The sequence below is a fragment of the Azospira sp. genome, assembly GCF_030247495.1.
Classification (GTDB): Bacteria; Pseudomonadota; Gammaproteobacteria; order Burkholderiales; family Rhodocyclaceae; genus Azospira; species Azospira oryzae.
On the sequence record NZ_JAOTRW010000003.1, the window covers coordinates 109498 to 122974 of the forward strand.

General features: G+C 66.8%; 9 protein-coding genes and 1 riboswitch. Of the genes, 4 read left to right on the top strand and 5 right to left on the bottom strand.

All coding sequences use genetic code 11. The features are described 5' to 3' along the window. Positions 1-218: 218 nt before the first annotated feature. The 4 genes from cydP to cydX are packed head-to-tail and all read left to right on the top strand — an operon-like array spanning position 219 to position 3262. Positions 219-467 (top strand): cytochrome oxidase putative small subunit CydP, encoded by a 249-nt coding sequence (gene cydP / locus OEL49_RS03975; protein ID WP_014236986.1) that lies wholly within the window; start codon positions 219-221, stop codon positions 465-467. After that, positions 445-1992 (top strand): cytochrome ubiquinol oxidase subunit I, encoded by a 1548-nt coding sequence (locus tag OEL49_RS03980; RefSeq protein WP_287874038.1) that lies wholly within the window; start codon positions 445-447, stop codon positions 1990-1992. Before cydP ends, OEL49_RS03980 begins: the two co-directional genes overlap by 23 nt. A gap of 13 nt (positions 1993-2005) precedes the next feature. After that, entirely contained in the window at positions 2006-3145 is a 1140-nt protein-coding gene (gene cydB / locus OEL49_RS03985) for a cytochrome d ubiquinol oxidase subunit II (protein ID WP_287874039.1), read from the top strand. Positions 3146-3166: 21 nt separating this feature from the next. Further along, a complete protein-coding gene (cydX, locus tag OEL49_RS03990; RefSeq protein ID WP_014236989.1) occupies positions 3167-3262 on the top strand; it encodes a cytochrome bd-I oxidase subunit CydX in 96 nt (31 codons plus the stop codon). Between the two features lie 98 nt (positions 3263-3360). Here the strand turns inward: cydX and OEL49_RS03995 are convergent, their stop codons facing one another. The 5 genes from OEL49_RS03995 to OEL49_RS04015 form a co-directional block, all read right to left on the bottom strand. After that, positions 3361-5574 carry an OsmC domain/YcaO domain-containing protein gene (locus tag OEL49_RS03995; RefSeq protein WP_287874040.1) on the bottom strand — a complete coding sequence of 738 codons (2214 nt, stop codon included), beginning with the start codon at positions 5572-5574 and terminating at the stop codon, positions 3361-3363. Between the two features lie 211 nt (positions 5575-5785). Then, positions 5786-9763, bottom strand: coding sequence for a cobaltochelatase subunit CobN (locus tag OEL49_RS04000; RefSeq protein WP_287874041.1), 3978 nt, complete (start codon positions 9761-9763; stop codon positions 5786-5788). Next, positions 9747-10088 (bottom strand): DUF2149 domain-containing protein, encoded by a 342-nt coding sequence (locus OEL49_RS04005; RefSeq protein ID WP_014236992.1) that lies wholly within the window; start codon positions 10086-10088, stop codon positions 9747-9749. The genes OEL49_RS04000 and OEL49_RS04005 overlap by 17 nt, the downstream gene beginning before the upstream one ends. Further along, positions 10066-10674 (bottom strand): MotA/TolQ/ExbB proton channel family protein, encoded by a 609-nt coding sequence (locus OEL49_RS04010; protein ID WP_152089541.1) that lies wholly within the window; start codon positions 10672-10674, stop codon positions 10066-10068. The genes OEL49_RS04005 and OEL49_RS04010 overlap by 23 nt, the downstream gene beginning before the upstream one ends. A 14-nt stretch (positions 10675-10688) precedes the next feature. Beyond that, complete coding sequence (locus OEL49_RS04015; protein ID WP_287874042.1) at positions 10689-12968, bottom strand: TonB-dependent receptor plug domain-containing protein; 2280 nt, start codon at positions 12966-12968, stop codon at positions 10689-10691. Positions 12969-13171: 203 nt separating this feature from the next. After that, positions 13172-13425: riboswitch (cobalamin riboswitch) on the bottom strand. Between the last annotated feature and the right edge of the window lie 52 nt (positions 13426-13477).

Sequence of the window (13477 nt, forward strand, 5' to 3'; positions counted from 1 at the left end):
GCAGGCGGCTCCGAAGGGGTGGCGACGGCGGCATTATGGACAAGGGCGTGACCGCTTGTCGCGTGACATTTAGTCACTTCCCGAGGCTGCCGCCGGCGGTCAGAATCCGCCCCGTCTAAGCTTTCCAAGCCTGGACTAACGACTAGGATTGACGCCCCAGCAATGGGGCGTCCTTTTTCCCCGGGGCCTTCGCCGCCCCGCCTGGAAGGGAGTGTCCCTTGTCCGCCCAGCATGTCTCGTCCGCCCGGCCCCGCCGCGGCCTCTCCGCTTTCCTCGCCCGCCACCGCCTGGCCTGTCACCTGGCCGTGGTGCTCCTGCTCAAGATCATTCTCCTGCGCGTGCTGTGGCTCAACTACGTGGCCCCCTACCGGGTCGCCGTGGATGAACAGCGCATGGCTCAGCAGCTCACCGGTTCCACAAAACAACCCATAAGGGAGGTTCACCATGATCGATTCGACGGTCGTTGACCTGTCGCGGCTGCAGTTCGCCGCCACGGCGATGTACCACTTCCTCTTCGTCCCGCTGACCCTGGGCCTGTCCTGGCTGCTGGTGGTGATGGAGACCGCCTACGTCATGAGCGGCAAGGAAATCTACCGGGACATGACCAAGTTCTGGGGCAAGCTCTACGGCATCAATTTCGCCCTGGGCGTCACCACCGGCATCACCATGGAGTTCCAGTTCGGCACCAACTGGGCCTACTACTCCCATTACGTGGGCGACATCTTCGGCGCCCCCCTGGCCATCGAGGGGCTGATGGCCTTCTTCCTCGAATCCACCATGGTGGGCCTGTTCTTCTTCGGCTGGCAGCGCCTGTCCAAGGCCGGCCACCTGGCGGTGACCGTGCTCATGGCCCTGGGCACCAACCTTTCCGCCGTGCTCATCCTCATCGCCAACGGCTGGATGCAGGACCCGGTGGGCTCCACCTTCAACCCGGTGACCATGCGCATGGAACTGGTGGATTTCGCCGCCCTGGTGTTCAACCCGGTGGCCCAGTCCAAGTTCGTGCATACGGTGGCCGCCGGCTACGTCACCGGCTCCCTGTTCGTGCTCGGCATTTCCTCCTGGTATCTGCTGAAGGGCCTGCACGTGGAGTTCGCCCGCCGCTCCTTCCGCATCGCCGCCGCCTTCGGCCTGGCCGGCTGCCTGTCGGTGATCGTGCTGGGGGACGAGTCCGGCTATGCCGTGTCCGAATCCCAGAAGTCCAAGCTGGCCGCCATCGAGGCCATGTGGGAGACGGAAGCGGCGCCGGCGGGCTTCAACCTGCTGGCCTGGCCCAATGAGGAACGCCAGGCCAACGACTGGGAAATCCGCATTCCCTACGTGCTGGGCCTGATCGCCACCCGCTCCGTGTCCGAGACCCTGCCCGGCATCAAGGAAATCCGCGTCGCCAACCGGCAGCGCATCGAAAGCGGCGTGCAGGCGGTGCTGGCCCTGGAGGCCCTGCGCCAGAATCCGGCCGACGCAGCGGCCAAAGCCACCTTCGCCAAGCACCAGCAGGACATGGGCTACGGCATGCTGGTCAAGCGCTACAGCCCGGACCTGGCCCAGGCCACCCCGGCCATGCTGGACCAGGCGGCCCACGATTCCGTGCCCAGGGTGGCGCCGTTGTTCTGGACCTTCCGCCTGATGGTGCTGCTGGGTTTTGCCATGCTGCTGCTGGTGGGGCTGGCCTTCTGGTACAGCGTCAAGAACAGCTTCCAGCAGAAGACCTGGCTGCTGCGCTGGGCCCTGTGGTTCATCCCCATGCCCTGGATCGCCATCCAGTCCGGCTGGTTCGTCGCCGAGTACGGCCGCCAGCCGTGGACGGTGTTCGGCATGCTGCCCACCCATCTGTCGGCCTCAAGCCTTTCCGCCGCCAGCCTGTGGGGCTCCATCGCCGGCTTCGTCGGCTTCTACACCCTGCTGCTGGTCGCCGAGATGTACCTGATGTTCAAGTACGCCCGCCTCGGCCCCGCCGCCCTGCAGCCCGCCGCCGCGCCCGCCAACGCCTGAGGAGACGACTGAGATGCTGTTCGATTATCTGACCCTGAAACTCATCTGGTGGCTGCTGGTGGGCGTGCTGCTCATCGGCTTCGCCATCATGGACGGCCACGACATGGGCGTCGGCACCCTGCTGCCCATCCTCGGCCGGGACGACACCGACCGGCGCGTCATGATCAACACCGTGGCGCCCCACTGGGACGGCAACCAGGTGTGGTTCATCACCGCCGGCGGCGCCATCTTCGCCGCCTGGCCCTTCGTCTATGCCACCGCCTTCTCCGGCATGTACTGGGCCCTGCTGCTGGTGCTGTTCGCCCTGTTCTTCCGTCCGGTGGGCTTCGAGTACCGCTCCAAGCTGCCCAATCCGGCCTGGCGCAGCGCCTGGGACTGGGGCCTGTTCGCCGGCAGCGCGGTGCCGGCCCTGGTGTTCGGCGTGGCCTTCGGCAATCTCTTCCAGGGGGTGCCCTTCCACCTGGACGAAACCATGCGCTCCTTCTACACCGGCAGCTTCTGGGCCCTGCTCAATCCCTTCGCCCTGCTCTGCGGCGTGGTGAGCCTGTCCCTGCTGGCCCTGCAGGGCGCCACCTTCCTCGCCCACCGCACCGAAGGGGAGTTGCAGGCCCGCGCCAGGGGCGCCGGTACGGTGCTGGCGGTGCTGCTGCTGGCCGCCTTCTCCGCCGCCGGGGTATGGGTGGGCCGTCTCGACGGCTTCGTCATCCAGTCCATCGCCGACGTGGGCGGTGCCCTCAATCCCCTGATGAAGGAAGTGGTCCGCCAGCCCGGGGCCTGGTTCGCCAACTACCAGAAGTATCCCCTGCTGTGGGCCGTGCCTGCCCTGGCCTACGCGGGGGGGCTGCTGGTCCTGGCCTGCCTGCGGGCCGGCAAGACCCTGGTGGCCTTCATCGGCTCCTCCGTGGCCTGCCTGGCGGTGATCCTCACCGCCGGCGTCGCCCTGTTCCCCTTCGTGCTGCCGTCCTCCACCCTGCCCAAGGCCAGCCTCACCGCTTGGGATGCCACCTCCAGCTACGTGACCCTCAACGTCATGCTCTACGTGGCCCTGATCTTCACCCCCATCGTCATCGCCTACACCGGCTGGGCCTACCGGGTGATGGCCGGCAAGGTGACCCGGGACTACATCGTCGCCAACGACAAGGCCCTCTACTAATCAAGCAAAGGAGTACATGCCATGTGGTATTTCACCTGGATTCTCGGCCTGGGTTTCGCCGTGCTGCTGGCGGTGGTCAACGCCCTGTGGCTGGAAGCGAAGCACACGCAGGAATAGCGCTCGTTCCCTCCCTGGAACGAATTTCACCGGGCCCTCGGGCCCGGCTTTTTTTTATGGGAGTGGGGCGGCGGCCGATGCGGGGCCGCCGTTCCGGGTCAGCCGCCGGCTGCCACCTTGGCCCGAGCGGCATGCACCTTCTTGTAGCTGTCGATCAGCCGCTGGTGCCGGTCCAGCCCTTCCAGCTTCATGCTGGTCGGGGTCAGGCCGTGGAAGCGCAGGGTGCCCTGCACCGAGCCGATCACCGCGTCCATGCGCTCGTTGCCGAACATGCGGCGGAAGTTGGCCTCGTAGTCGGCCAGGTCCAGGTCCCCGCCTTCATCCTTGTCCAGCACCACTTCCAGCACCACGTTCATGGCCTGGTAGAAGAGGCCCCGATCCACGGTGTTCTCGTTGAACTGCAGGAAGGCGCCCACCAGGTCATGGGCCTCCGCCAGCTGCCCCAGGGCCAGATGGATCAGCAGCTTCAGTTCCAGGATAGTCAGCTGGCCCCACACCGTGTTCTCGTCGAATTCGACGCCGATGAGGCCGATGATGTCGGTGTAGTCGTCCAGCTCGCTCTCTTCCAGCCGTTGCAGCAGGGCGGCCAGCTGCTTGTCGCTCAAGCGGTGCAGGTTGAGGATGTCCTCGCGGAAGGCCAGGGCCTTGTTGGTGTTGTCCCAGATCAGGTCTTCCACCCCGTAGATTTCCGAGTAGCCGGGCACCAGGATGCGGCAAGCGGTGACACCTAACTGGTCGTACACCGCCAGGTAGGCCTCCTTGCCCATCTCTTCGAGAATGCCGAACAGGGTGGCGGCTTCATGGGCATTGGATTCTTCGCCGTGGCCGGAGAAGTCCCACTCGACGAAATCGTAGTCGGCCTTGGCGCTGAAGAAGCGCCAGGAGACCACGCCGCTGGAGTCGATGAAGTGGTCCACGAAGTTGTTGGGCTCGGTCACCGCCTGGCTTTCGAAGGTGGGCCGGGGCAGGTCGTTGAGGCCCTCGAAGCTGCGGCCCTGCAGCAGCTCGGTGAGGCTGCGCTCCAGGGCCACTTCCATGCTGGGATGGGCGCCGAAGGAGGCGAAGACGCCGCCGGTGCGCGGATTCATCAGGGTGACGCACATCACCGGGAACTGGCCGCCGAGGGAAGCGTCCTTCACCAGCACGGGGAAGCCCTGTTCTTCCAGGCCCTGGATGCCGGCGACGATGCCGGGATACTTGGCCAGGACTTCCGCAGGCACGTCGGGCAGGGCGATTTCGCCTTCGAGGATTTCCCGCTTCACCGCCCGCTCGAAAATCTCCGACAGGCACTGCACCTGGGCTTCGGCCAGGGTGTTGCCGGCACTCATGCCGTTGCTGAGGTAGAGGTTGTCGATGAGGTTGGAGGGGAAGTACACCACCTCGCCGTCGGACTGGCGCACGAAGGGCAGGCAGCAGATGCCCCGGGCCACGTTGCCGGAGTTGGTGTCGATGAGGTGGGAGCCGCGCAGCTCGCCGTCCGGGTTGTAGATTTCCAGGCAGTACTCGTCGAGGATTTCCTTGGGCAGGGCGTCCTTCTTGCCGGGTTTCAACCAGCGCTCGTTGGGGTAGTGCACGAAGGGAGCGTTGGCGATCTCTTCGCCCCAGTACTGGTGGGTGTAGAAGTGGTTGCAGCTCAGACGCTCGATGTACTCGCCCAGGGCCGAAGCCAGGGCGCTTTCCTTGCTGGCGCCCTTGCCGTTGGTGAAGCACATGGAGGAATGGGCGTCGCGGATGTGCAGGGACCACACATTGGGCACCAGATTGCGCCAGGAGGCGATCTCGATCTTGATGCCCAGGCCCGCCAGGAAGGCGGACATGTTGGCGATGGTCTGCTCCAGGGGCAGGTCCTTGCCCGGGATGTAGGTCTGGTGGCCGGCATCGGGATTGACGGTGAGCAGGGCCTGGGCGTCGGCGTCCAGGTTTTCCACCTCCTCGATGATGAACTCGGGGCCGGTCTGCACCACCTTCTTCACCGTGCAGCGCTCGATGGAGCGCAGGATGCCCAGGCGGTCCTTCTCGGAAATGTCCGCCGGCAGCTCGACCTGGATCTTGAAGGTCTGCTGGTAGCGGTTTTCCGGATCGACGATGTTGTTCTGGGAGAGGCGGATGTTCTCCGTGGGAATGCCGCGGGTCTCGCAGTACAGCTTGACGAAGTAGGCCGCACAGAGGGCCGAGGAGGCCAGGAAATAGTCGAAGGGCCCCGGCGCCGAGCCGTCGCCCTTGTAGCGGATGGGCTGGTCGGCGATGACCGTGAAGTCGTCGAACTTGGCCTCCAGGCGCAGCTTGTCGAGAAAATTGACCTTGATTTCCATGGCGAATCCAAAAATGTGTGCAGACGAATAAAGCGAAGCGGCCGCCATTATCCGGGTTTCCCGGGGAAAGCCCTATTCCTCGGCCGGCCCCTGGCCTCGGCGGAGGCTCGGCAAAAGCCCGGCGAAAAAAAACGCAGCCCGAAGGCTGCGCGCAAACGCCGGGGTGACAGCAGGATCACCCCGGAGGGGGACGGTCCGGCCTAGGCCGTGCTCATGGCCGGCGCCGGGCGCGCCAGGCGAAGCCGAGCAGCACCAGGGCCCCCAGGCCGGCCAGGGCCCAGTGGGTGACGGCCGGCGGCAGGGGACTGTTGGCGGATTTGCTTTCCTGCACCGCGTAGCCTTGCACCGGCTCGCCGGCCTGGGCGGGCGGCGTCGGCCTGGTGGCCGGGGGCGGTGCCGCCTTGGCGCCGGGGGGCGGTGCGGCCTGGGCGGCTTTGCTTGCGGCGGCCGGCAGGGCGCTGCTGCGGCCGGGGGCGCGGGCGCCCTTGCCCGGGGCGGGCAGGCTGCGGGCCTCGGCCATGTCCCGGGCGTCCTGGGCCTGGGCCAGGGCGGTGACTTCGGCGCTGCTGCAGCTGTTGGCATTGCAGGCGACGCCCGCTTCGGCGATGACTTCCCGGTTCACCTGTTCCAGATGGGCCTTCACCCGGGGCTCGGCCTGCCAGTAGCCCTTGTTGATGGCCACCAGCATCTTGTCCACCACCGCCTGGTAGGCCCGCAGGTTCTTGGCTTCCCGGAACTTGTCCCTGACGCCCAGCTGGTTGCGGTCGGCCACGTAGGTCTCGTACATCTCCTGCCACTTGGCGCCGTCCACCGCCTCCGGCACGGTGACCTGCCAGCCCCACAGGTGCTCGGTCACCTTCATGACGAAGCGGGCGCCGGCATAGCCTTCCTTGAGCATGGCCTTGACCCATTCCGGGTTGGTGTAGCGGGTCCGCATTTCCCGGCCCATGAACTTGTCCAGGGTCTCGTGCTTGCCGCCCTTGCCGTCGGCCAGGTTGAGCACCAGGGTTTCCGGCGACTTGCCGTTCACCTGACGGATGGCCATGGCCGTGGCGCCCAGGTACTGGAACACGTCGTCGTTGTCCAGGGTGCCGTAGAGGTTGGAGGAGCGGGAATGGATGGCCGCCTTGGCGTCCTTCAGGGCCATCTTGAAGATGTCCACCGCTAGGGCCGCGCCGCCGGGGCGGTCGCCCCAGTAGCCCTGGCCGAAGAGATGGCCGACCCGGTTGAAGTACACGTCGGCCACCTGGCTTTCCTTATCCCAGGTGTTGGCGGCCTGGACCACGTTGTCCACTCCGGTGCCGTAGGCGCCGGAAGGTTCGGTGAACACCCGCACTGCCGCCAGGCGTGCCGCCTCGGCCGGGGCGATGCCCCGCTGCTCCAGGGCCTGGCGGGTCTTGCCCACATTGGCGCGGATGGGGTTGTCGTCCTCCTCCAGGTCCTTCACCTTGGAGACGGCCTCGTCCACCAGCAGCATCAGGGTCGGCAGGGCGTCCCGGTAGAGGCCCGAGGGCACTACGGTGACGTCCACCCGGGGCCGGCCCAGGTCGCGGCGGGGAATGATCTCCAGGCCGCTGACCCGGCCCCGTTCGTCCCATTGGGGCTTAACTCCCAGCAGGGCGAGGATTTCCGCCTCGGTGACGCCCTCGTGGCGCATGGCCTCGGTGCTCCACAGGTTGAACACCACCCGGTCCGGGTACTGGCCGTGGCGCTGCCGGTAGTCGGCGACGAACTTCTCGGCCAGGCTGCGGCCCTGTTCCCAGGTGCCCGGAGTGGGCAGGCGGGAGGGGTCGAAACCGTAGAGGTTGCGTCCCGTGGGCAGGGAGTCCGGATTGCGGATCGGGTCGTTGCCCGGGCCGGCGGCCACGTAGCGCCCGGCAAGCCCCGCCTCCAGGGCGTCCAGCTCGGCCTTGCCGCTGGCTCCCATATTGGCCATCAGGGCTTCCAGGCGGCGCTGGTATTCGGCCGGAGCCAGCTTGCCGGCCAGGGCCAGGATGGCCTCGGCGGTGCTGCGCTGCATCTCCCTGGGCGGAGCGATGCCGAAGGTGTGCAGGCCGTAGGGGGCCTGGTGTTCGCTCACTTCCTTCAGGTAGTGCTCCAGTTCCTCCACCTCCTCGCCGTCAGTCAGGGCGTCCTTGCCGATATCCTTGAGCACGCCCAGCTTGCGGCCCAGGGCGTTGATCTCGCCGAGGGCGGCCGCGGCAGCGGATTCGCTCTTCTGGGCTGCCACCACGTAGTCGTCGATGAGGCCCCGCAGCTTGACCAGCTCCAGGTTGAGGCTGGCCCTGTCGAAGGGGGGCGTCATGTGGGAGATGATGGTGGCCATGCCGCGCCGCTTGGCCTGCAGGGCCTCGCCGATGTCGTCCACGATGTAGGGGTAGAGCTGGGGCACGTCGCCCACCATGGCCTCCCCCGGATCGGCGGCGGTGAAGCCCACCTCCTTGCCGGAAAGCCATTCATGGGTGGCGTGGGTGCCCACATGCACCATGGCATGGGCCTGGTAGCCCTTCTGCAGCCACAGGTAGAAGGCCAGATACTGGTGGTGGGGCGGCAGGGCCACGTCGTGGTACATCTTCTTGAGGTCGCCCTCCCAGCCCCGGGAAGGCTGGGGCGCGAAGACCAGATTGCCGTAGCGCTGGGCGGGGAAGACGAAGTGGGGCTTGCCCTTGCCGTCCTTCCACAGCATCACCCTGGAGTTTTCCGGCTCGCCCCAGGCCTGGACCATGGCGCGGCGCAGCTTTTCCGACTGGCGGTCGAACCATTTGCGGTAGTCGCTCACCGGCAGCAGCATGGCGTGGCCGCTGCGCACCATTTTTTCCAGGGCGCCGGGAGCCCAGTTGCCGATGTTGGTGCCGTGTTCCCGCAGGGCGTCGAACAGGGCTTCTTCCGTGGCCGGGCGGCCCTGGGTGTTGTAGCCGGCCTGCTCCAGGCGGGAGAGGATCTGCCACAAGGAGCGGGGCAAAACGTTGAGATAGGAGGCGCCGATGTTCTCCTTGCCCGGCGGATAGTTGTAGTAGATCACCGCCACCCGCTTGTTGGTGTTGAGCTCGTAGCGCAGTTCCACCCACTTCTTCACCCGGTCCGCCAGGCGCTCGATGCGCTCGGGAATGGGGGCCTCCACCACGTATTCCAGGCCGGTGCGGGGATCGGTCAGACGCTCCTTGGAAGCCACCACGGTGGGAGCCACGGCGCCGGCGAATTCGGCTCCGGCGATCTGCCAGGCCCGCTCGTTGAGGCTCAGGCCCATGGGCGAATCCTCCCATTCCTGGCGGCTCTGGTTGAAGAGGGAGAGGGCATTGACCACGGGCACGTCCAGGGCCTGCATGACTGGGATGGTTTTCTCCGGCACGTTGCCCATCTTCAGGGCCAGGCCCACCAAGGCCGCCACCCGGGCCTTGCCCCTGGGGTCGATGAAGTACTGTTTGACGGCATTCTCGGAAGGAAAGCCGAAGGCCGGGGCGACGTTGAAGCCGCGCCGCTCCAGGCTTTCCACCATGGCTTCGAGCAGGGCCGAGCGGCCGGCCTGGGCCGTGACCCGGTTGAAGACGATGCCCACCCAGACCCGCTCGGCGGCGCCGGGGCGCTGCCGCAGGTAGTCTGCCGCGTAGTCCTCGAAGCGGCTAAAGAGCTGGCCGCTGCGGGGATTCCACAGGGCCACGGCGGGGAAGGGGCGGGGCGGCGGGGCCGCCAGGGGCAGGCCGAATTCCCGGGCCAGGGCCAGGCGCAGCATGGCGGCGTAGTTGTCCACGCCGCCGGCCTGGGCGTAGGCCCGCAGTTCCTCGTTGCGGCTCAGGCCCGCATCCCGTTCACCTTCCTCGAAGGGCGAGCCGACGGCGTAGGCCTTGGCGCCGCGCCGGTTGATTTCGGCCACGGCGGGGGCAATCTGCTTCGCCAGGTCCCGGCCCATGTTGTAGATCAGGGCCAGGTCGGCCTTGGCCAGGGCTTCCAGGTCCGCCGGGCTGGGCTGGGAGGAGGAGGCGATGTGGAAGCGCACCTCTTTCAGGACCGGTTCCCGTTGCAGCTGCTGCACCGCATTGACCGCCGTCAGGGTGGCCGGGTCGCCGGGGAACAGCACCAATGACAGGGGTCGGGCCTGGGCCGCCAGGCCCAGGAGCAGCAGGGCCAGGCCCAGGAAGAGGTGCCGGAGGTGGAACAGGATCGGGCGCTTGCCCTCAGTCGGCCGGTACATAGACGATCCTCCCGTCGGGCAGCTTGTAGGCGGTGCCGAGGCGTTCGCCCCGGCCCGAGAGCTTCTGGTCGGTGACCTTGGCGGCTTTGATCTCGTTGCCCTTCTTGGTGATGATCTCCATCTCGCCGTTGGCGTTCTTCTTCACCATGGTCACTTCGGAACTGGGGTCCAGCAGGTCCATCATGTTGTAGGCCATGAACAGGGCGATCATCATGGAGACGATGAAGACGATGCTGGCGTCGAAGAGGTTGGCGACCCCGGCGATGGGGTCTTCCAGGGCCTCGCCGTCCAGGGAGAAGCGCCTACGCCGCTGCAGCAACCGCATCGTCGGCCTCCGTCTGCAGGTGGTGGGGGAGGGCCTGGCCGCTTTCCGCCAGGGTCAGTTCGGCGGCGTGGGCCATTTCCCGCACATCGGCCCGCACCCAGCGTTCCCGGGAGAGGGCCAGCAGATAGGCGAGGACCCCGGCGCCCAGGCCGGCCACGGTGGCGGTGAAGGCGGTGACCATGCTGCCGGCCATCTTGGGGATGTTGCCTTCGGCCAGAGCGGCCAGGGAAATGCCCATGGGGATGAGGGTGCCCATGAGGCCCAGGGCCGGCCCCACCTTGATGACGAAGCGGATGCGGTCCAGGCGCCGCGACAGTTCCAGTTCCTCGGCCTGCAGCAGCCGTTCCACTTCGATCTCCAGGCGGCGCGGATAGCCCTTCAGGCGGTGCCGCAGCTGGCCCAGGCGCAGCTTGAAGCTTTCCACCTCCGGCAGATGGCCGCGGCGCCGCTGCCAGGCGTCGAACAGGGTGATGCCCAGTTGCAGGGGCACGTAGGCCACCAGCAGGGCGCAGCCGCCGATCACCGGCAGGTAGAGGGCGGTGGAGACTTGGTAGAGCAGTTGCTCGATGAGGGTGACGATTTCCATGATGGCTCCCAGGGTCAGAACGAGGCGCTCAGCTCGATGAAGGCATTGCGGCCGGGCATCTGGTAGTACTCGTAGTAGGTCTTGTCGAAGAGGTTGTTGATGCCGGCGCTGACCTTGAAATTCCTGTCGAACTGGTAGCTCAGCTTGAGGTTGGCCAGCCAGTACTTGCTGACGCCGCCGTAGACGTTCTTGATGACGTCGCTGTTGTCTTCCTTGCTGAACTGCTCGCCGGTGTAGGCGGCGGAGAGGTAGGCGCGCCACTGTTGCCACTGGGCGTCCAGGGCGAAGTAGGCGGTGTTCTTCGGCACATAGCGCAGGCGCTTGCCCTGCAGGCCGGTGCCGCTTTCGTCCCGGGTGATCTGGCTGTCGGTCCAGGTGTAGCTGGCGGAAGCCCGCAGCCAGGAGGCGAGGGGCATTTCCGCCGCCAGTTCCACGCCTTCCACCTCGGCCTGGCCGGCGTTGGTGGCCGTGGCGAAGAAGTCCACATTGGCCAGGCTGCCGCTGTAGGGGCTGAGCTTGCGGTAGATCATGTCCTGCAGCCGGGTGCGGTAATAGGTGGCTTTGGCCGAGCCCTGGCCGGCCAGGGCCGTCTCGATGCCCAGGTCCCAGGAGGTGGAGGTTTCCGGCTTCAGGTTGGGGTCGGCCACCAGCAGGCGGCGGCTGCTGATGCTGGGCGTGGCGTACATCTCGTAGTTGGAGGGGGCGCGGAAGGCCTTGCCCAGGGAGCTGCGCAGGCTGGTGCCCGGCGTCAGACGATAGACCGCCGCCACCTTGGGGGAGAAGGCGGATTCGGAGCGCTCCGGGATGTCCAGATTGCTTCGGGGCGTACCGACAAACTTCTGCATGTTGCCCCGGCTGCTCCAGCGGTCGTGGCGGCCGCCCAGGTAGAGGGTGAGGTCGTCGCCGACGAAGATCTGGTCCTGCAGGAACAGGGAATTGGTGGTGCTTTCCCCGTTTGACTGTTCGTTGAGGGCGCCGGTGGTGCTGTCGGGATCGCGCCAGCTGGTGAGCTGGTACACCTTGCGCCGCAGGTGGCTGCGGCTGGAGGAGAGACCGACGATCAGGTACTGGTTGCTGCCCGCGGCAAAACCCAGCTGGGCCGAGGCATCCAGGGTGGTGTTGGGAGTGCTGGTGCGGGTGCCCGGGCCGCTGTCGAAGGTGGCGCCGGTGCCGGAGCCGACGTAGAAGGCCTCCCGGTCGAAGTAGCCCACATTGGCCTTGAGGTCGTAGCCATTGCCCAGCTTGCCGTCGAAACCGGCGAAATAGCGGGTCTCCTGGCGGTAGTTGGGATTGCTGGAATTCCAGAAGCTCGATTCCTTGATGCTGCCCAGCTTGTCGCCGTTGATGGAGACGTTGCTGGCGGGCAGGGCGAGGGGGGCGCCGTTCTTGCTCAGGTAGTTGTTGAAGCGCTCGAAACCGATGCTGCTTTCGCTGCGGTTGAAGCCGGCGAAGAAGCGGGACTGGGCATCCAGGCTGTAATAGACCTTGGCATGCAGGTTGTTGGCGTGGGAGGAAATGGCGCCCTGGTCCCCCACCACATAGGCCTTCTTGCCATCCACCGTGGTGGTGGCCCGGCCACCCTGGACCGCGTTGGCGCCGCTGCCGGTGGTGCCCACCGGCAGCACCACCAGGTCGCTGCCGGCGAAACCGGCCATGTCCTCGTAGCCGAAGCCCAGGGTGGCGGCCAGGCCGTTGTCCCACTTGTTGCGGTAGCTGGCTTCCACCGCACTGCGCTCGCCGTCGCCGAAGCCCCGGCTGACCTTGACCCGGGTTTCCTGCTTGGTGGGCACCTTGGTGATGACATTGACCACGCCGCCCATGGCGTCGCTGCCGTAGAGGGCCGAGGCGGAGCCGGGCACCACCTCGATCTGCTCCACCTCGCCCATGGGAATGCCCATCAGGCTGGCCAGGCCGCCGGCATTGCCGTCGGAGAGACTCATGCCGTCCACCATCATCTTCACCCGGCCGTCGGAGAGGCCGCGGAAGGAGACGATGGGGGCGGTGTTGATGCGGGTGCTGGTGCCCAGGCCGTTGCGCATGTAAAAGCTGGGCACCTTGGCGGTAAGGGCGTCGCCGATGCGCACGGCACCCGAGGCGTCCAGCTTGTCGGCCGTCACGACGGTGACGGCGGCCGGGGCCTCCAGGGTGGTCTGCTCGATGCGCGAGGCGGTCACCACCACGCTGCCCAGTTCCGTCTCGCCCTGCTCTCCGGCGGCCAGGGCGGCCTGGGAAAAGAGGGCGGCGATGGCGGCGGCCAGGAGGCGCCGCGGTTGTTGGTTGTTGATGCTCCCCATGTTGCTGTCTGACTCCAGTCGATGGCTACCGACCGGGCTTCGGGAAACGGGGGCACAAAGGATGAGGCGCGACCGCCGGCCCGAGGGCAGGCGGCAGAAACTCGGCTCAGAGGGAAGGCCGGCGCTTCGATTCATGCTCCGCTCCGTCCGCAACCCCGCGGTCGGTGGCAGGTTCGTGCCGGCACCGTCCTCCATGGACGGCGGGCACGCAAAAATCAAAGGCCGGTCTCCGGGCTCGCCAGTCTTGATGTTCCGCCTTCCCAAGCCAGTCGCCGACCCCGGTGAGGGGGCGACGGGCTGGCTCAGTGGCTGGCGCTCCGGGGAGGAGGGCCGTGGAACATCCGCACTGGCTTACCGTTGCGGGGGCAGCCGAAGCTTGGGGCCGTGATGGCCGTTACTTCGTTCCCGTTTCACCCGGCGGCTGCTGCCGCCGGACACCTTTGACTGCTAATGGCTCCCTGGGGAGCCGGGATCGCAACTGCAGGCGATCAGGAGCGCGATCATACCCC